The organism is Micromonospora sp. NPDC048040 (genome assembly GCF_055587185.1).
Map to the genome: position 1 here is coordinate 1 of NZ_JBVJGT010000085.1, position 18844 is coordinate 18844.

The window sequence follows — 18844 nt, forward strand, 5'->3', positions numbered from 1 at the left end:
CTCTCTTCCTTCTCTGACTTGGTCGTCTTGAAGGATCGACGCGATGGCCGTCTCTCATCTACGCAACACGCCCATCACGGGCAAGTCGTACACCATTTCCCTGGACGCAGCCGGGCACCACGGCGCTCGCCGGATGGACCACATGCCGCTGTCTGCGGTTGGTCAGCCCTGTCACGTTCGCGCGTGGCTCATCGCCCACTCGAGCGCGTAGTCGGCCACCTGCTCCCATCCATGCTCGACGCCGGTGACTCGGACCAGCACTGTCCCGTCGCTACTGCGGTAGTGGTACCCGGTGCCCAGGATCGGCGCGTTCTTCAGCAGCCCCTGGATGTATGCCGAACGTCGATCTGCGTCGCCGGCGGACGGAAGACCTCGATCACGAGGCCTCGGTCGATGCCAACTACTTGTGGGACTGTAATTCGTCGCCGACCGCGAGGGCGCGCAGCGGGACGGGCTTGACCGGCGCCTGAGCGGTGAACGCGCCGACCTGTTCCGGCCCCCGGCCGGTCAGCGTGGAGATGAGCTGGCAGAGGCCCGGCTGGCAGGACCGCCCCTGGCACAGGCCCATCCCGGCGCGGGTCACCAGCTTCACGGCGTTCGCGGTGCCGAGGTGCGGATTGGCCCGCAGCGCGCGGCGCACGTCGCCGGCCCGCACCTCCTCGCACCGGCAGAGCACGGTGTCGTCGGTGACCAGGCTGCCCAGGGCCGCCCGGTCCGGCGCGAACCGGTCGAGCACCTGCGTGACGAAGCGTCGCCGGCGGCGCAGCTCCCGGCGGATCGGGCGGGCCAGCGTGACGGCCCGGTGCTCGTCGAGCAGCCCCAGGTCGCGCAGCACGCCGAGGGCGGCGAGCCGGCCCTCGACCTCCGCCTGCTCGGCACCCGCGACGCCGGTCAGCTCGCCGGCCACCGAGATCTGAGGCACCGAGGTCCGCAGCCACTCGTCGTGCCGGACCACCCAGCCGCCTGCGGGGGAATCCCAGGTCACCGCGCAACCGGCCTGCCGGGCCAGCTCGACGGAGGGGACGAAGCCGTACCCCAGCGCCAGCACGTCGCAGGGAACCTCCCGGTCGGTCCCGGGCACCGGCAGCCCCGTGGGGCCGACCTCGGCGAGGGTCACCGTGGTCAGGTCCGGGTCGCCGGCGGCGCGGCGGACCACCGTGCCGAACCGGACGGGCACGCCCGCCCGGTGTAGGACGCGCAGCGCGTCGACACCCTCGGCGATCTTGCCTCCCGCACCCGCCACGGCGGCCAGCCCGGCCGGTCCGGGAAGGAGGTCGCGGCGGCGCTGGATCAGCGCGACCTCGACCACCCGGGCGCCGGCCCGAACCAGTTGGGCGGCCACGACCAGCAGCAGCGGGTGGCCCCCGGCCAGGACGAACCGGCCGCCCGGCAGCAGGCCCTGTGCCTTGACGAACGTCTGCACACCACCCGCCGTGAGCACTCCCGGCAGGGTCCAGCCCGGAAACGGCACCGGCAGGTCGTACGCGCCGGCGGTAATCAGCACCGCCCGGGGTTCGAGCAGGCGGACCCCGGCCGGACCGTGCGTGGCGACCCGGTAGCGGCCCGGCGGGGGCTGGTCGCCGGCGTACCCGTCGAGGCCGGCCCGGGTGCCGAGGACGCCCCACACCGTGGTGTCGGCGAGCCACCGGACGCCGGGAGCGGCGGTGGCCTCGGCCAGGAGCGCCCGACCGGCGGAGGACGATCCGGCCGGCGGGGTGAACCCGGCCGGCGGTTGGCGGTAGATCTGCCCGCCCGGCTGCTCCTGCTCGTCGACGACGGTGACGGCGGCGCCGTGCCGGCCGAGGGTGGCGGCGGCGGCCAGCCCGGCTGGGCCGGCGCCGACCACCACCACGTCGGGCGCGCTCACCGGGGCACCGCCGTGCGGACCCGCATGCCGGCCCGCACCCGGATCAGGCAGGAACGCTGGCAGGGCACGTCGTTCACCGTCACGACGCACTCGAAGCAGATCCCCATGTTGCAGTAGGGCGCCCGGCGGGCACCGCCGCGCGTGGTGCCGACGGACCGCTCACCGGCGGCGAGCAACGCGGTGGCCAGCGACTCGCCCGGGTGGGCGGGAACGGTCCGGCCGTCCACCTCGATGGTGACCGGCTCGGGTCGGCCCATCGGGGTGCGCCTCGGCGTGTCCGAAGGGTTCGACGGGCGGTGTTCAGACAAAGTTCAGCGCTCCGAAGCGGGAGGGTGAGTAGTCCTCGATCGACCGGTCGGTCTCGCCGGTCACGACCATGCCGGCGAGGAGCCGGGCGTAGGTGAGGCCGAGGGTGAAGGCCGAGCCGCCGGTGGCGACGAACAGTCCGGGCCGGCGCGGGACCGCGCCGAGCAACGGCAGGTGGTCCGGGGTGAGCGTGGTCATGCCCGTCCACGTCCGGATCACCGGCAGGTCGAACACCGCCGGGACCACCCGGGCGGCGTCGGCGTTGCCGACCAGCGACTCGTACCGCAACTCCGGGTTGGTCTCCAGGTCGACCTGTCCGGCCCGGCTGACCAGCTTGGCCGGCCATCCGCCACCGATCAGCACGTTGCCGTCCTCGGTCTGCTTCATCGACAGTCGCCGGCCGACGTGCTGGATCAGGTGCGGCAGGAACGGCCGGCTGCGGGCGGTGGCGCTCATCGTCAACCCGACCGGGAAGACCGGCAGCCGGACGTCGGCCATCGAGGCCAGCTCGGCGGTCCAGACCCCGCCGGCGAGCACCACCGTGTCGGCCAGGTGGGTCTCCCCGGCGGTGTCCCCGGGCCCGGGCCCGGTGCGCAGTTCCCAGTGCCGGCCGCGCCGGTGCAGCCCGGTGACCCGGCAGCCGGTACGCAGCACGGCGCCGTACCGGCCGGCGGCCCGGGCCAGCGCCGGGGTGACCAGCCGGGGGTTGGCCTTGCCCTCGCCGGGCACGTGACCGGCGGCGAGCACGGTGTTCGCCAGGTACGGCGCGAACCGGCGCAGCTCCGGGCCGGAGAGCACGGCGACGTCGAGGCCGTACTCGCGTTCCAGGGCGGCCTTGCGGTCTAGCACGGCGATCTGCGCCGGGGTCTCGGCGAGCATCAGCCCGCCGGTGCGGGACACCCCGCACCGCTCGCCGAGCTCGTCCTCGACGGTGGCCCAGGCCCGCATGGCGTCCAGGTGCAGCGGGAGCGCGCGGGCCGCCGCGCGGGCCGCGTCGTCGCCGTGCTCGACCATCCGGAACTCCAGCTGGAAGTGCAGGCTGCCGGCGTTCTGCCCGGAGGCGTGCCGGTTGACCTGGTCCTTCTCGACGAGCAGGACCCGGTTGCCGGCGCGGGCCAGGTGCCACGCGGTCGCGCAGCCGAGCAGACCGCCGCCGATGACCGCTGTGTCGTACGAAGTCATGGGAGCAGTTCGAGCTGGGTCATGGTGGCCCGGACGCGGTCCTGTTCGGCGGGGGTCAGCGGGAGCAGCGGCGCGCGGACGTGACCGGCCGGTACGCCGCGCAGGGTGAGCGCGTACTTCATGATCGCCTGGGCGTTGCCGAACCGGGCGCCGTAGTCCGGCCCGAACCAGTCTTCCATGATCACCCGGTCGCGGGCGCCGAGGACCCGGGCCCGGTCGAGGTCCCCGGCGCGCAGGGCGCGGAAGAAGTCGGGGTGGTCGGCGCCGAGCACGGCGCCGGCACCCATCAGCCCGTCGCCACCGATCGTGGTCATCAGCTCGATGCCGACCTCGTTGGTGGGGATGCCGAAGTACCGCACGCGGTGGCGCAGGGCGACGAGGCTGCGGACGAATCCGCCGAAGTCCGGGGTGGAGTTCTTGACCGCCACCACGGTGTCCAGCCCGCTCAGCTCCGACAGCAGGTCGGCGTCCAGGTCGACGCCGGTGCCACGGGGCCAGTTGTAGACGCAGAGCGGCAGGTCGACCGCCTCGGAGACGGTCCGGTAGAAGGCCACGATCTCCGACCGGGTGGGCACCACGTACGGCGGCGGGGTGAGCAGGATGCCGTGCAGGCCGGCGTCCCGGGCGGCCTCGGCGTGCCGGATCGCCTCCGCCGGCGTGTACGCGTTGCAGCCGCCGAGCACCGTGAGGCGGTCGCCAACCCGTTCGGCGGCCGTCCGGAACAGCGTGGCGCGTTCCTGTTCGGTGAGGCTAAACCACTCGCCCGTGGTGCCCCCGACGATGATCCCGTGCAGCCGCTCGGCGGCGAGCCAGTCCAGTTGGACGCGCCAGGCGGCGAGGTCCAGCTCGCCGGTGGCGGTGAACGGGGTGGTGACGGCCGGCAGGTAGCCGAACCAGTCGACGCTGTCGCGGTCCACTGCGGGGTCCTTTCGACGGGCGGCGTCGTACCGCCCGCGTGCGCGACGCGGGCCGGGTGACGTGCCGGGTGGGTCAGGGGGTGGGTGGGGTGACCGCGATGATGAGCCGGGCCCGCTGGTCGCTGGCGTTGCGGTAGAGGTGGGGCAGCCGGGAGTCGAAGGTGATCGCCTCGCCGGTGCTGAGCACGTACTTCTCGCCACCGATCTCGGCGACGACCTCGCCGGTGACGGCGATCGCGCACTCGGTCGAGGGGTGCGCCCACGGCTCGTTGGAGCTGGAGTCGCCGGGTGCCAGTTCGGCTTCGAGCACTTCCAGGTCGCCCCGCCCTGGGGTGAGCCGGTCGTAGGCGATCTGCCCGGGGGGAGCGGCGAGTCGGGTCCGCGAGCCGGGCCGGCTGATGTGCACCAGCGGCGCGTCCGGCTCGGAGAACAGCGCTGCGATGGAGGTGTCGAAGACCTTGGCGAGCTTACGCAGGGTGGCCAGGCTGGGGTCTGTGGCGCCGTTCTCGATCTGGCTGAGTAGGGCGGGCGAGACGTCGGCCGCGGCCGCGAGCTGGCGCAGCGTGAGGGAGTGCTGCTGGCGCAGGTCGCGGAGCTGGTCACCGAGCATGCGTCTTTCCTCGTTCCAAACAGTGTGGCTAGAAATGTTTGACGCAACTATACGCCTCTGTCTAGCATGGTCAAACACAAGGCGAACGTGTTTGGCGTAACTAGACAAGCGACGTCGGGGCACGAACCGGACAGGAGTCCCGTCCGGATACATCCAACCTCATGACGGTCTACGGGCGAAGCCCCGCGAGCCGCCATCGGTTGACACCGGCCCCCGACCTCGGCGTCACCGGCGACGTCGGCGCGACAACCCCCAGAGCCCGTCCCGCGCGGGCCGGCCCATACGAAGGTAGGAACAGCATGTCGGTGTCCCCTCGCCGGCTCCGCGTCGGAGCAATCGCTCTGGCGGCGCTGGTCATAGCCTCCAGCACCGCGTGCACCGCGGGCGGCAGCGGAGGAAACGGTAACGGTGGTTCGGCCAAGACCCTCACCGTCAACACCTCGTTCGTCCTCAAGACGCTCGACCCCGGCCGGATCTACGAGGCGACCGGCCTCACCGCCGTGCACTCCCTCTACGACACCCTGCTGACCTTCAAGGGCTCGGACGTCAGCAAGCCCGTCCCGGCGCTGGCCGAGTCGTACGAGGCCTCCGCCGACGCGAAGACCTTCACCTTCAAGCTCCGCGAGGGGGTGAAGTTCTCCGACGGCAGCCCGCTGACCGCCGACGACGTGGTCTTCTCCCTCAACCGGCTGAAGAACGTCAAGGCCAGCCCGGCGGTCATGGTCAGCGGCCTCACGGTCGCCAAGACCGACGAGCGGACCGTGGTGGTCACCTCGGCGACCGCCGACCCGAACATCCCCGTGGTCCTCGCGATGCCCTCGACCGGCGTGGTCAACTCCAAGGTCGCCAAGGAGAACGGCGCGACGGACGCCGCGGACGCCGCGAAGACCGACACCGCCCAGCAGTACCTCGACAAGAACTCCATCGGCAGCGGCCCGTACGTGCTGAAGTCGTACGACCCGTCGGCGCAGGTGGTGCTGGAGGCCAACCCCAACTACTGGGGCACCAAGCCAGCGTTCGGCCGGGTCGTGCTGCGCAACATGGACGTGCAGACCCAGAAGCTGACCATGCAGCGGGCCGGCGGCTCCGAGATCGCGCTGGACATCTCCGGCAAGCTGCTGGAGGGTCTGCCGGACACGCTGAAGACCTCCGCCATGCAGGACACCGTCTACTTCCTCTTCCTCAACGCCGACCCGGCCGTCTCCGGGGTCACCTCGAACGCGAAGTTCAACCAGGCGCTGCGGGCCTCCATCGACTACCAGGGCATCGCCGGGCTGTACGGCAAGGGCGCCGCCCCCGGCGCCGGGCTGGTGGCCCCGGCCTACCCGGGCGCGCTGCCCGCCGGCGAGGAGTCGAAGCGTGACGTGGCGAAGGCCAAGGCGTTGCTCGCCGAGGCGGGGCTGACCAACCCCACCGTCAAGTTCAACTACCCGGCCATCACGTACAAGGGCGTCGACCTGGGCACGGTGGCGACCAAGGTGCAGGGCGACGCCGCCGAGGCCGGCATCAAGCTGGAGCTGACCCCGCAGCCGCTGACCACGTTCCTCGACGAGATGCGTACGGGCAAGATGGCGCTCGGGTTCACCCCGCAGAGCCTCAACTACCCGGTCGCCGACTCGCTGATCAACAACATGTCCCCCGGCCAGGCCACCGCGCTGCGCTCGGGCTGGACGGTGGAGCGGGCCGACCCGGCCGTCGTGGCCGCCGGCAAGAAGGTCACCGAGACCCTCGACCTGGCCGCCCGGGCCACCGCCATGCAGGAGTGGCAGCGGGCGATGAACGCCGCCTCGCCGTACGTCGTCCTGGCCAACAACTCCTCCACCGTCGTGGCGAGCAGCGACCTGACCGGCACCGACTACACCGCCGCGGGCTGGCAGGTCGACCTGGCCGCCGTCGGCCGGGAGTAACCATCTCATGACGACGACAGTCGACGACGCCAAGCCGGGCGCGGTCACCACGACCGCGTCCCGGCCTCGGCCGCACCGGTCGCTGCTGGTGTTCCTGGCCAAGCGGGTGGCGATCACGGCAGGCCTGCTGCTGGGCGTCACGATCGTGACGTTCGGCCTGGTCACCGTGGTGCCCGGCGACCCGGTCACGGCCAACCTCTCCGACCAGGCGCTCAACGACCCCGCGACGGTGGCCGCGTTCCGCGAGAAGTGGGGCCTGGACCAGCCGCTGTACGTGCAGTACTTCCAGTACCTGGGCAACCTGCTGACGGGCGACCTCGGCATCTCCCAGCAGACCGGCCGTACCGTGGCCGACGACCTGTTGCAGTACGTGCCGGCGACCATGGAACTGGCCATCCCCACCATGGTGCTGGCGCTGCTGATCGGCACCGGGATCGGCATGCTCGCCGCGGTCCGCAACGGCCGGATCACCGACCAACTGATCCGCGTCGGCGCGCTGCTCGGCCTGTCCACCCCGCCGTTCTGGCTGTCGCTCGTCGTGCTCTACGTGTTCTTCTACCAGCTCGGCCTGGCGCCCAGCGGCGGCCGGCTCTCCACCGACTTCAGCCCGCCGCCGACGGTGACCGGGATGTACACCGTCGACGCCGCCCTCGCCGGTCAGTGGGACGTCGCCTGGGACGCCGCCCAGCACCTGGTCCTGCCGGTGCTCGTGCTGACCAGCCTGACCGTGGCGATGCTGGTCCGGTTCGTCCGCTCGTCCATGCTGGAGGTGCTCCAGCAGGACTACATCCGGGCCGCGTACGCCAAGGGCCTGCCCGCCCGGGTGGTGTTCCGCCGGCACCTGTTGCGGGCCGGGCTGGTCCCGGTGATCACCGTCTCCGGTCTGGCCTTCGCCTCGCTGCTCTCCGGCACGGTGCTGGTGGAGAACATCTTCGGCTGGCCGGGCCTCGGCCAGTACGCGTACCGCAGCGCGACGGCGCTGGACCTGCCCGCGATCCTCGGCGTCAGCCTGTTCGTGGCGCTGGTCTACACGCTGGTCAACCTCGCCGTCGACCTGCTGTACGGGCTCATCGACCCGAGGATCCGGCTGTCATGACCACACTCGCACCCGACCCCGTAGCGCCCGACCCGAAGGCGACCGACGCGCTGGCCCGGCGCCGGTTCCTGGGCCGGCTGCGCGGTCGCTCCACCGGGCGGCCGATCTGGCGGCAGCCGATCGCCGTGGCGGCCCTGGTCATCCTCGGCGGGTGGCTGCTGATGGCGCTGTTCGCCCCGGTCGTCGCGCCGTACGACCCGTTGGCACAGAGCCCGGACGCATACGCCCCGCCGTCGGGCACGCACTGGTTCGGCACCGACTCCCTCGGCCGGGACGTGTTCAGCCGGGTGATCCACGGCTCCCGCCTGTCGATCCCGCTCGCGCTCGCCATCGTCTCGCTCGCCCTGCTGATCGGCGGTCTGCTCGGCCTGGTCGCCGGCTACGTGGGACGGTTCGTCGACGAGGCGCTGATGCGCCTGACGGACCTGGTCTTCGCGTTCCCGCAGATCATCCTGGCGATGGCGGTGACCGCCGCGTTCGGACCCAGTACCCGCAACGCCGTCCTCGCGCTGGTCATCGTCTCCTGGCCCGTCTACGCCCGGGTCATCCGCAGCGCCGTGCTGACCATGCGCGGCGAGGACTACCTCAGCGCCGCCCGGCTGCTCGGCATCGGGCCGGTCCGCGCGCTACGCCGCGACGTCCTGCCCAACAGCGTGGGGCCGGCGATCGTGCTGGCCACCCTGGAGCTCGGCAACGCCGTGCTGCTGCTGTCCGCGCTGTCCTTCCTCGGCCTCGGCCCCCGCCCGCCGGCGGCCGAGTGGGGCTCGATGGTGGCGCTCGGCTCACAGGACCTCTCCATGTGGTGGGTCAGTGTGTTCCCCGGCCTGGCCATCCTCACCGTGGTGATGGCCTTCAACGTGCTCGGCGACGCGCTGCGCGACCGGATCGACCCCCGCTACGCGAAGGGACGTTGAGAATGCGACCGTTGCTCGAAGTCGACTCCCTGGCCGTCACGCTGCCCGGCCCCACGGGGCCGCTGCCGATCCTGCACGACGTGTCGTTCACCGTCGGTGAGGGCGAGATGGTCGGCATCGCGGGGGAGAGCGGGTGCGGCAAGAGCCTCACCGCGCAGACCCTGCTCGGGCTGCTGCCCGCCGGTGCCAAGGTCACCGGGTCGGCCCGGTTCGACGGGACCGAACTGCTCAGCCTGGACAGCAGGCGCTGGCAGAAGGTGCGCGGCGCCGGCATCGCGATGGTCTTCCAGGACCCCACCGCGGCGCTGCACCCGATGCTCACGGTGGGCCGGCAACTGACCGAACACATGCAGGTCCACCTGGGCCTGGACCGGCGGGCGGCGGACCGGCGGGCGGTGGAACTGCTCGACCAGGTCCGCATCCCCGACCCGCAGCGGGCGGTGCGGGCGTACCCGCACCAGTTCTCCGGCGGCATGCGGCAGCGGGCGGCCATCGCGATCGCCCTCGCCGCCCGCCCCCGGCTGCTGATCGCCGACGAGCCGACCACCGCGCTCGACGTGACGGTGCAGGCCGGCATCCTCGCGCTGCTGGACCAGTTGCGCGCCGAGACCGGGCTGGCCGTCGCCTTCATCACCCACGACCTCGGGGTGCTCAGCGCGCTCACCACCCGCGGGTACGTCTTCTACGCCGGGCGGGTGGTGGAGACCGGCCCCACCGGAGCGCTGCTCACCGCGCCGCGCCACCCGTACACGGCCGCGCTGCTCGGCGCCCGCCCGCACGGCACCCAGGCCGTCGGCACGCTGCGTCCCATCCCGGGCGGGCCGCCGACGCCGGGGCAGGCGCCGCCCGGATGTCCGTTCCAACCCCGGTGCGGGTACGCCGAGCCGTCCTGCGACACCGCGCCTCCCCCGCTGTCCCCCGTCGGCACCGACCGGTCGGTGGCCTGCGTGGTCCGTCCGCACCTGGAGGTGGCGGCATGAACGAGCCGGTCGGGTCGGGCAACCTGCTCGAGATCAGCGACGTCGAGGTGGAGTACAAGCCGCGCGGCCGGGGGCCGGTCCGGGCCGTGGCAGGGGTGAGCCTGGAGGTGGCGCCCGGCCAGATCGTCGGCCTGGTCGGCGAGTCCGGCTGCGGCAAGTCGTCGCTGGCCCGGGTGGCGGTCGGGCTGGCCGCGCCGAGCGCCGGGACGATCCGGTTCGCCGGCCGCCCGATCACCCCGCTCGGCTGGCGGCGCCGACCGGTGCCGGAGGTCGGGCTCCAGATGGTCTTCCAGAATCCGTACGCGTCGCTGAACCCCCGGCGCACCATCGGCGCCCAACTCCTCGACGGGGTGCCGGACACGGTGACCGGCGCCGCCCGCCGGGCGAGGGTCGCCGACCTGCTGGACCGGGTCGGCATGCCGGCCGGGGCCGCAGAGCGGTACCCGCACCAGTTCTCCGGCGGCCAGCGGCAGCGGCTCGCTATCGCCCGGGCGCTGGCGCCGGAACCCCGGATGATCATCGCGGACGAGCCGGTCACCGCGCTGGACGCGTCGTCGCAGGCGCAGGTGGTCAACCTGCTCGTCGGGCTGGTCCGGGACCTGGACATGGGCATGCTGTTCATCTCGCACGACCTGTCCCTGGTGCACGAGATCGCCGACGTCACGGCGGTGATGTACCTGGGCCGGATCGTCGAGACCGCGCCCACCCGTCAGTTGTGGTCCTCGCCCCGGCACCCGTACAGCCGGGCGTTGATCGACGCGGTGCCGCAGATCTCGGCACGGCCGCAGCTGCCCAGGACCCTCGCCGGGGAGGTGCCCGACCCCGCGCACGCCCCGGCGGGCTGCCGGTTCCGGCCGCGCTGCCCGCACGCCTTCGGGCCGTGCGGCGAGCAGCCGCCCACGCTCGACCTCGGCGGCCGCACCGCCGCCTGCTGGCTCAACGACCCCACGGTGGCCCCGGCCGCCGTGCCCGCCGCGTAGAGGACACCGCATGCACATCCCCACCGAACAGGTCCTGGTCAACCTCGCGCTCTACGACGGCGTCCGGGACGACCTCCAGCGCGACCAGGGCATCTGGATCGGCGCCGACGGCACGATCCGCGCGGTCGGGCCGGTCGACGACGTCCTCACCGAGGCGGGCGACGCCCGGGTGGTCGACCTGCACGGCGACCACGTCATGCCGGGCCTGACCAACATGCACGTGCACCTGTCGCTCGGCCTGCCCGGCCATTTCGGCGACGAGGTGCACCGGTCGAACCTCGCCGAGCTGGTGCTGCTGATGGCCGACTCGGCGCGCCGGACCCTGCACTCCGGCGTCACCACCGCCCGGCTCGTCGGCGAGAGCCGGTACGCCGACTTCGCCCTGCGCAAGGGCATTGAACGCGGCGCGGTGGACGGCCCGCGGATCTTCACCGCCGGGCACGCCCTCTGCTGCACGGGCGGGCACGGCTGGGAGGCCGACGCCCTGGAGGCCGACGGGGCCGACGGCTTCCGCCGGCTCACCCGGCAGCAGATCCGGGCCGGCGCCGACCTGATCAAGGTGTGCATCTCCGGCGGCATCGCCGGCGAGTTCGAGTCGATCGACACCCCCCAGCTACTCGACGACGAGCTGGCGGCGGTCATCCGGGTGGCGCACGACTGGGGTCGCAAGGTCACCGCGCACGCCGGGCCCGCCGAGTCGGTGCGCCGCGCCGTCGAACTCGGGCTGGACTGCGTCGAGCACGGCTACGAGCTGACCGACGAGGTCACCCGCCTGATGGCCGAGCGGGACGTCTGGTACGTCCCGACCATCGTGGTCAGCCGCTGCGAGCAGTTCTTCCGCGACTCCGGCGTGCCGGGCTGGCTGATGGACCGCGCCCTGGCCGCCGGGCCCCGGCACTGGGAGAGCCTCCAGCACGCCATCCGCAACGGGGTGCCGATCGCCCTGGGCAGCGACATGCCGCCGCACGCCGGCTACGACGAGACGACCGCGACCGTACGCGAGCTGGAGTTCATGGTGGACGCCGGGATGCCCGTCGCCGACGCCCTGAAGTCCGCCACCATCCGCCCCGCGCAGTGGCTGGGCCAGGCCGACACGCTCGGCAGCGTCGAGGTGGGCAAGCACGCCGACCTGCTGGTCCTGCGCGACGACCCCACCCGCTCGGTGTCCGCGCTGCGCACCCTGCACACGGTGCTCAAGGGCGGTGTCGGCTACCGGGACGACCACGGCCGCCTCGGCGTCGCCCGATGACGACGATCACCGAGGTCGCCGACCGGTACCTAGACGTGCTCGCCGGACTGGATCCGGAGGCCGCCGAGGCGGCGGGTCGTACCCCCGGATCGCGCTTCGCGGACCTCTCCCCCGACGGCTTCGCCGCCCGCGCGGAGCTGGCCCGCAGCACCGCCACGGCGGCGCACGGCGCCGGTGTCGACGGCACGGCCCAGCGGGCCCTCGCCGGCGCGCTGATCGACCGGCTGGCCAGCGAGGTCGATCTCTACGACGCGGGCTTCACCACCCGGCTGCTCGCCCCGCTGGCGACGCCGGTGCACCTGGTCCGGCAGGTCTTCGACAACCTGCCCCGCAACACCGCGCAGGACTGGGCGGTCGTCGCCGCGCACCTGCGCCGGGTGCCCACGGCCCTCGGCCAGTACGCCGAGACGCTGCGCTGGTCGGCCCGGCGGGGGCACATGGTCGCCCGCCGGCAGGTGCTGGCGGTCGCCGACCAGTGCACCGCCTGGGTCACCTCCGACGACTTCTACGGCCGGCTGGTGGCCGGGTGTCCGGACGGGCCGCTGGCCGGGGAGCTGGCCGCCGGGGCCCGCTCGGCCGCCGCCGCGACGGCGGACTTCGCCGCGTTCCTGCGTACCGAGCTGGCGCCACGGGCCACCGACGTCGACGGCGTCGGCCGCGACCTGTACGCCGTCACCGCGCGCAGCTTCCTCGGCGCGACCGTCGACCTGGACGAGCTGTACGCGTACGGCTGGGAGGAGCTGGCCCGGACCGCCGCCGAGCAGCGCGCGGTCGCCGCCGAGCTCGGGTACCCGGACGTGGCGGGCGCACGGGCCGGGCTGGACGCTGACCCCGCCGGCCGGGTGCCGGTCGGGCCCGAGCTGGAGGAGTGGTTGCGGGGGCGCACCGAGCGGCTCACCGACGCCCTGGACGGCCCGCACTTCGACATCCCGGCCGCCACCCGCCGGGTGGTGTGCCGGATCAGCCCCGCCTCCTCCGGGGTCATGTACTACACCCCGCCCGACGCCGGGTTGACGCGCCCGGGCGGGATCTGGTGGTCGACGCCCCCCGGCGAGTCGACGGTGCCGGTGTGGCGGCACGTCGGGACGCTGTGCCACGAGGGGCTGCCCGGGCACCACCTCCAGCACGCGATCACCCTCACCACCGTCGACCTGCACCCGTGGCAGCGGTCGCTGTGCCAGGTGCACGGGTACGCCGAGGGCTGGGCGCACTACGCCGAACGCCTCGCCGACGAGCTCGGCCTCTACGCCGGTCCCGCCGAGCGGCTCGGGATGCTCGACGGGCAGATGTGGCGCGCCGCCCGGGTGGTCATCGACCTCGGCCTGCACCTGGACGTGCCGATCCCGGCCGGGACCGGCTTCACCGACGCGCGCCGGTGGACCCCCGAGCTGGCCGTGGACTTCCTGGTCCGCGTCGCCGGGCTGGACCCGGCGACCGCGCGGTTCGAGGTCGACCGGTACCTCGGCTGGCCGGCGCAGGCGTTGGCCTTCAAGGCAGGGGCGCGGCTCTGGCAGCAGGCCCGCCGGGAGGTCGAACGGCGCGAGGGCGCCGGGTTCGACCGCAAGCGGTTCCACCAGCGGGCCCTGCGGCTCGGGCCGATGGGGCTCGATCCGCTGCGCGCCCGCCTCGCCGAGCTCTCCTGATCCACCCCCGACACCCCCGTCCGCCCCGACCGGAAGCGAGCCCCGATGACCGTTGACGATCTCACCGCCGCCATCACCGACATGTACCGGTCGTTAAGCGACCGGGCGGCGTTCGACGCCCGGCTGCACCCCGAACTGACGATCTGGGAGTCCGACGCACCCGACCTGCTGGACGGTCTGGCCGCCCTGGACGACCTGCGGGACCGCCGGGCGGCGGACCGGGGACCGGCCGCGCCCCCGACCTCGGTCGCCCCCGAGCAGTTCCGGGCCGAGGCGTGGGAGGACACGGGCCTGGTCCGCTACGTCCTGCGGGCCCGGTACGCGACCGGGCAGCCGGACGACTGTTTCCGGGTGACGGACGTGCTGCGCCGCGACGAGCGGGGCTGGCGGATCGTGCACCACCACGCTGAGGCCCTCCGATGAGCGCCGAGGAACCGGTCACCGACCTGTACGACCTGCGGGTCGTGGTGGAACGGATCGAGGGCCGCTCCGTCTGCGGCCTCCAGCCGGGCGACCACATCGACCTGACCGAGTCGAGCCGGCTCACCATCCCCGCCGGCCGGCACTTCTGCCTCTACGCCCTCGCGGCGTGCCTGCCGCTGCTGCCGGCCAAGCAACGTCCGTTGCCGCCGGAGGACTGGCTGGCCCAGGACTGCCACGTGGCCTGCCCGGATCCGGACGAGCGGGTCATCCTGCGGATCGAGCGGACCGCCCGGCGACAGATCCCGACTGGAGAACTCACGTGAGCACCGACGAAGGACGCCGGCTGGTCGGCATCGGACTCCAGTCCGACAAGAGCGCCGACGAGTACGCCGCGCTGGCCGAGCTCGCCGAGGGGCACGGTTTCGACGTGCTGTCGGTCTTCGGTGACCTGATGTACCAGCCGCCGTTCTTCCCGCTGCTGGTGGCCGCGCGGCACACCCGACGGATCCGGCTCGGGTCGGCCTGCCTCAACCCGTTCACCATGCATCCGGTGGAGATCGCCGGGCAGGTCGCGGCGCTGGACCTGGCGTCGAACGGGCGGGCCTACCTCGGGCTGGCCCGGGGCACCTGGCTGGATCAGATCGCGGTGCCGCAGGCCCGGCCGCTGCGGCGGATCACCGAAACCGTCGACGTGGTCCGGCTGCTGTTGTCCCGCGACGACGGGGGCTTCCAGGGCCGGGAGTTCACCGTGGCGCCCGGTACCGCCCTGCGCTACGCCCCGGTCCGCGCCGACGTGCCCGTCCTGGTGGGGACGTGGGGTCAGCAGACCGCCCGGACGGCCGCCGCGTTCGCCTCGGAGATCAAGGTTGGCGGTTCGGCCAACCCGGCGATGGCCAAGACGATGCGGGCCTGGCTGGACGACGCCGCGCCCGCCAATCGGGTCGGTGACCAGGTCGGCGTGGTGCTCGGCGCCGTGACCGTGGTGGACGAGGACGGCGCGCTTGCCCGTCGGGTGGCCCGTACGGAGGTGGCCATGTACCTCGCCGTGGTCGCCGCCCTCGACCCGAACGTCGACATCGATCCTGAGCTGCTGTCGCGGATCCAGCAGCACGTCGCCCGCCAGGAACACGACCTCGCCGGCGCGCTGATCAGCGGGGACCTGCTCGACCTGTTCGCCTTCTCCGGCACCCCGGAACACGTCGCGGCGCAGGCCGCGGCGGTGTTCGATGCCGGGGCCACCCGGGTGGAGTTCGGCACCCCGCACGGTCTGACCCCGACGGGCGGTGTCGACCTGCTCGGCCGCCGGGTGCTGCCGCTACTGCGGGGGTGACGCCGTGGCGGGGGTGGGCATCGACCGGCCCGCCCCCGCCACGGGCTTCTCCGTTCCCCCGCCAGCGCGAGGTCTTCCGGATGGACGGCGGAGGACGTGGCGAGGTCGCACTCCTGGAGAAGTTCGACGCCCCCACAGGAAGCAGGCCCGTCGAGGGATCGCCGGGATCCTTCGACGGGCCCGGTCGCCGAGGCTCAGCCCCAGGTCGGTGTCGGCCCAGTGGACGTCCTCGAGGACGAGAATCGTCACCCCGAGACGGTCGACGAGCTCGGACAACGCTCGAAACAGCACATGCCGGACCGCGGACGGGTCGTCCAGCGGCTCCGGCGCGGGCGGGAGATCTTGCGACCACTCCGGGAAGAGCGGCCGCAGAGCGCCGCCCAGCGCACTCATGCCATGGGTGTCCGGGTTCGGTGCCAGGCTCCGGATGCCGGCCACCACGGCACCCAGCGGGGCCGGCTCGGGCACCTGTGGACAGGTCGCGAGCAGCACACGGTTGGCAGCCGAAGGCGGGCCGTCGAGCGCCGCCAGGACCTCGCGCAGCAGGCGGGTCTTACCTATCCCTGCCTCGCCCTCCACCACCACGAGCGCCGAGCCACCCGCGAGGGCGCCTGTCACCTTGCTGAACGCGTCGTCGCGGCCGACCAGCGCGGGCGTCGTCGTCGAACGGCCCGCCGGCCGTCGACGTCGTTCGGTACTCGCCGTCACCTCGACCTCCGCAGCATTCCGCCTCAGGCACGATTCCGTCGACAGCGGTCAACGCCGACATCGTCAAGGCCGAAGCACTCATGGCCCCTCAGCAGCGGCTCCGCCGTTCCCCCGCACGGTGCCCGACAGTCCCAAAGCGGTCAAGCCCGCCGCCCAACCAGTGGCTACCTACCGGCTACTCACGGTCCCGTCCGCCCGCGTACTCGGAAGCCAAGCTGCGTCACGTCCGGCTCCTCGTCGACTCCGACAAGCTCCAAGCCGATCGGGTCGCCGCTCGACTCGTCGACAGGAGCGTCAACGACGCCACGCTCGGTCCCAGGACCAGCCCCGGACAGACCCGACCGGGATTGAGCGGCGAGTCGTCGGACTACGAGTCACCCGCCGGTGGGGACCGGCCCGGATCTGCTCATCCGAGTGGCTACTGCCCGAAGGTGCAGCGCAGATTCGCATTGATCAGTTCGTTGAGCCGCTTGCGGAGATGCCCGAGGAGCGACGGGTCGGGTAGGGGCTCGGCGACCAGCAGCGTCCAGCGCAGCTGCGTGCCTTCTCTGCCGTCGGACTCCAGGTCGAAACGCACCTGGGCATCCGGCCGCTTCGGCCACAGGGATGACCAGATGACCAGGTGTGCGTGCTCGGCGCGCAGGACCTGCGGCGATTGTTCGTCGTCCAGCAGCCGCAGGCTGCATAGGACGCCGGCTACTCAGGATGAGAACGGCCCACCCCTCCGATCGCCTAACCAGGCCACCTGCCAGGTTGGCTGTACAGCCATCCATACAGCCAAGCCCGCCCGCTGGCGCCGACGCTGCCCGACAACGACGGACGGGCTGACCAGGAGCGCCACCACCGGACCAGCCCTCCGCGATCTTCTTCCAATCCCCAGGCCGGTCGGTTGCCTGACGCAGATGGGGACACGAGCCCCGACGCTCAGGGTTTGGGCACTACCTGGACGACGCTGCCGCCGCTCGCCGTGCCGCCGTCGACCACGGAGGTGACCAGGTTGTAATGACCCACCCGGAACCACGGGGTCAGTTTTCAGGCGGAGCCGACAGCCGCAGATGTATGCGGTTGGGGGCGCGTCGGTCGCGCCGAGGCAGTGGGCGTCGGGCACCAAACTGCTCTCCCACCCAGGGCTCCCGGCCTCTGTGGGGCAACGGCCTCTGCTGTGGCACGGTCAACGGTGGACCGTCGTTCCGCGGGCCTCCAAGCGGGTCAGGACATCGGGGTCGTCGAGGTGTGCCAGCGAGACGTCGAGGGTGTGTAGCGCAGGCAGCGACTCCAGCGCCGCCGCTCCCGTGCATTTCCCGGTCAGTACCAGTTCCGACAGGGCCGGGTGGCCGGAAAGCGGGGTCAGCTCCAACGGCCCTCGACGGTAGCCGTGGCCGTCCAGGTCGAGGGACCGCAGGCTGGACAGTGCGTGAATGCCCTCCAGCGACGTCACGTTGTAGTCGTCGGACTCGCCGCCGGTGTCGATGTCCAGGGTCTGCTCGATCAGCATGTAGATGTCGCTGCCGCCGTCGAACTGCAAGTGGGTGATCGCTGCAGCCTCGGCCGACGGCACCGCGACGGCATGTAACAGCTCTAGTGACGCCTCCAGGCGCGGGCCTGGACCTGGGTAGCCGTCCTCCGGGCCATCGGGGCCGGTCGACTCGATGAGCGCCTTGAGGTCGTCGGCGGCGATCGCGTCATCCAGCAGGGCGTCCAGGACGCCCAGGTGCAGGCCGAGATCGGCAAAGATGAGGGTCATGATCCCGACCGTATCTTGTTACCGGCTTGGCTTAGGAGATCGGGGAGCCCTGGCACGGTCGTTCAGGTCACTCGTGCAGGTCATCTCACCGACTTGGAGTTCTCCCGGCGTCGCTTTGGGCGTCGTGCGGAGATGACGATGCGGATGAGGTAGAGGACGCCGACGGCGGCGGGGATGACCCTGTGTGGCGTTCGTGGGCGGTGGGGCCGCGCCGACGTCTCGGCGGGCGGACAACCATCGTGAATGGACTGGCAACCGCCCATATTCGTCTTTTGCGTGTGCTCGCTGCTGGAGGTGGCGACGAATTTGCGCCGAGGGCGAGGACGCCGGCGGCGATCCACCACAGGCCGCGGTGCTCGCGCCCGCCCTGCTAGACCAGGCAGGCCCTGCCGATCCCGAACAGCGCGGCGACGATGTGCGCGGATGCTTGATCTGGAGACTTGTCGCGGGCCACGATCGCAGCCGTCACGATTGCGTGTTCTTGGTCGTGCACACAGAGACTCACGCGATGACCCGCGTCTATCTCGGCGGCACGCCGTAGCAGGTCAGCTCCTACACCACTCCCCCGGACGTGACGGCCATGGGTGCTGCCTCATCGCCGGAAAGCGCTACGCGAGAACGGGTCTGGTGGCTAGGAGTTGTTAGGGAATAGCCGAGAGGTGCCTTGTCGGCGGGTCGGCCGGGGCACCGTGTCTGGTGCCTGGGCCGACCCGCCCTGGTGAGTGGTTACGTCACATGACGTGTATGAAGGTCGCCCAGCCGTGTCCGATCCTGACCGGGTTGGCGAGGCCGGCTCCGCTGTGCGGGTAGTACCAGAGGTTCCCGTTCGCGTCGACTCCAAGGACGTCGGCGGCACCGTCACCGCTCCAGTCCGCAGCCATCACGTGCTTGAAGGTCGCCCAGCCGTGTCCGATCCTGACCGGGTTGGCGAGGCCGGCTCCGCTGTGCGGGTAGTACCAGAGGTTCCCGTTCGCGTCGACTCCAAGGT

18 protein-coding genes and 1 pseudogene are annotated in these 18844 nt (G+C 72.4%); 10 read left to right on the forward strand and 9 right to left on the reverse strand.

Annotation, left to right across the window (positions count from 1 at the left end):
* Positions 1–400: 400 nt before the first annotated feature.
* From ACZ6O2_RS34715 to ACZ6O2_RS34735, 5 genes are all read right to left on the reverse strand, one after another.
* Positions 401–1867, reverse strand: coding sequence for an FAD/NAD(P)-dependent oxidoreductase (locus ACZ6O2_RS34715; RefSeq protein WP_466025955.1), 1467 nt, complete (start codon positions 1865–1867; stop codon positions 401–403).
* Positions 1864–2124 carry a (2Fe-2S)-binding protein gene (locus ACZ6O2_RS34720; RefSeq protein WP_350710265.1) on the reverse strand — a complete coding sequence of 87 codons (261 nt, stop codon included), beginning with the start codon at positions 2122–2124 and terminating at the stop codon, positions 1864–1866. The genes ACZ6O2_RS34715 and ACZ6O2_RS34720 overlap by 4 nt, the downstream gene beginning before the upstream one ends.
* 43 nt (positions 2125–2167) lie before the next feature.
* Positions 2168–3355, reverse strand: coding sequence for an NAD(P)/FAD-dependent oxidoreductase (locus tag ACZ6O2_RS34725; RefSeq protein ID WP_466025956.1), 1188 nt, complete (start codon positions 3353–3355; stop codon positions 2168–2170).
* Entirely contained in the window at positions 3352–4272 is a 921-nt protein-coding gene (locus ACZ6O2_RS34730; RefSeq protein WP_466025957.1) for a dihydrodipicolinate synthase family protein, read from the reverse strand. Before ACZ6O2_RS34730 ends, ACZ6O2_RS34725 begins: the two co-directional genes overlap by 4 nt.
* Before the next feature lie 73 nt (positions 4273–4345).
* Positions 4346–4882, reverse strand: a complete 537-nt coding sequence (locus tag ACZ6O2_RS34735) for a helix-turn-helix domain-containing protein (RefSeq protein WP_350710270.1) — start codon at positions 4880–4882, stop codon at positions 4346–4348.
* A gap of 299 nt (positions 4883–5181) precedes the next feature.
* Here ACZ6O2_RS34735 and ACZ6O2_RS34740 point away from each other — a divergent pair, with 299 nt between their 5' ends.
* From ACZ6O2_RS34740 to ACZ6O2_RS34785, 10 genes are read left to right on the forward strand one after another with little or no spacing between them, the layout of a single operon-like run.
* On the forward strand, positions 5182–6789 hold the full coding sequence (locus ACZ6O2_RS34740) for an ABC transporter substrate-binding protein (protein ID WP_350710272.1): 1608 nt from the start codon (positions 5182–5184) through the stop codon (positions 6787–6789).
* Between the two features lie 7 nt (positions 6790–6796).
* Complete coding sequence (locus ACZ6O2_RS34745) at positions 6797–7885, forward strand: ABC transporter permease (protein WP_350710273.1); 1089 nt, start codon at positions 6797–6799, stop codon at positions 7883–7885.
* The gene (locus tag ACZ6O2_RS34750; RefSeq protein WP_350710275.1) at positions 7882–8799 is read left to right on the forward strand and encodes an ABC transporter permease; all 918 of its coding nucleotides are present in this window, start codon (positions 7882–7884) and stop codon (positions 8797–8799) included. The genes ACZ6O2_RS34745 and ACZ6O2_RS34750 overlap by 4 nt, the downstream gene beginning before the upstream one ends.
* 2 nt (positions 8800–8801) lie before the next feature.
* A complete protein-coding gene (locus ACZ6O2_RS34755; RefSeq protein ID WP_466025958.1) occupies positions 8802–9779 on the forward strand; it encodes an ABC transporter ATP-binding protein in 978 nt (325 codons plus the stop codon).
* A complete protein-coding gene (locus tag ACZ6O2_RS34760) occupies positions 9776–10759 on the forward strand; it encodes an ABC transporter ATP-binding protein (RefSeq protein WP_466025959.1) in 984 nt (327 codons plus the stop codon). The genes ACZ6O2_RS34755 and ACZ6O2_RS34760 overlap by 4 nt, the downstream gene beginning before the upstream one ends.
* Positions 10760–10769: 10 nt before the next feature.
* Complete coding sequence (locus tag ACZ6O2_RS34765; protein ID WP_466025960.1) at positions 10770–12008, forward strand: amidohydrolase family protein; 1239 nt, start codon at positions 10770–10772, stop codon at positions 12006–12008.
* Positions 12005–13651 (forward strand): DUF885 domain-containing protein, encoded by a 1647-nt coding sequence (locus ACZ6O2_RS34770; protein ID WP_466025961.1) that lies wholly within the window; start codon positions 12005–12007, stop codon positions 13649–13651. Before ACZ6O2_RS34765 ends, ACZ6O2_RS34770 begins: the two co-directional genes overlap by 4 nt.
* A 45-nt stretch (positions 13652–13696) precedes the next feature.
* Entirely contained in the window at positions 13697–14074 is a 378-nt protein-coding gene (locus ACZ6O2_RS34775) for a nuclear transport factor 2 family protein (RefSeq protein WP_466025962.1), read from the forward strand.
* A complete protein-coding gene (locus ACZ6O2_RS34780; RefSeq protein ID WP_350710284.1) occupies positions 14071–14397 on the forward strand; it encodes a TIGR04076 family protein in 327 nt (108 codons plus the stop codon). Before ACZ6O2_RS34775 ends, ACZ6O2_RS34780 begins: the two co-directional genes overlap by 4 nt.
* Positions 14394–15404 carry an LLM class flavin-dependent oxidoreductase gene (locus ACZ6O2_RS34785; RefSeq protein ID WP_466025963.1) on the forward strand — a complete coding sequence of 337 codons (1011 nt, stop codon included), beginning with the start codon at positions 14394–14396 and terminating at the stop codon, positions 15402–15404. Before ACZ6O2_RS34780 ends, ACZ6O2_RS34785 begins: the two co-directional genes overlap by 4 nt.
* On the opposite strand, the gene ACZ6O2_RS34790 is transcribed toward ACZ6O2_RS34785, so the two are convergent.
* The 4 genes and pseudogenes from ACZ6O2_RS34790 to ACZ6O2_RS34805 form a co-directional block, all read right to left on the reverse strand.
* Positions 15390–16112, reverse strand: a complete 723-nt coding sequence (locus ACZ6O2_RS34790) for an AAA family ATPase (protein WP_466025964.1) — start codon at positions 16110–16112, stop codon at positions 15390–15392. The two genes, ACZ6O2_RS34785 and ACZ6O2_RS34790, sit on opposite strands and share 15 nt — an antisense overlap.
* A gap of 418 nt (positions 16113–16530) precedes the next feature.
* A complete protein-coding gene (locus ACZ6O2_RS34795; RefSeq protein WP_357462263.1) occupies positions 16531–16689 on the reverse strand; it encodes a hypothetical protein in 159 nt (52 codons plus the stop codon).
* A 594-nt stretch (positions 16690–17283) separates the two neighbouring features.
* Positions 17284–17856, reverse strand: a complete 573-nt coding sequence (locus ACZ6O2_RS34800) for a DUF6892 domain-containing protein (protein WP_350710288.1) — start codon at positions 17854–17856, stop codon at positions 17284–17286.
* 731 nt (positions 17857–18587) lie between these two features.
* Positions 18588–18844, reverse strand: a pseudogene (locus ACZ6O2_RS34805) (hypothetical protein); the annotation flags it as partial.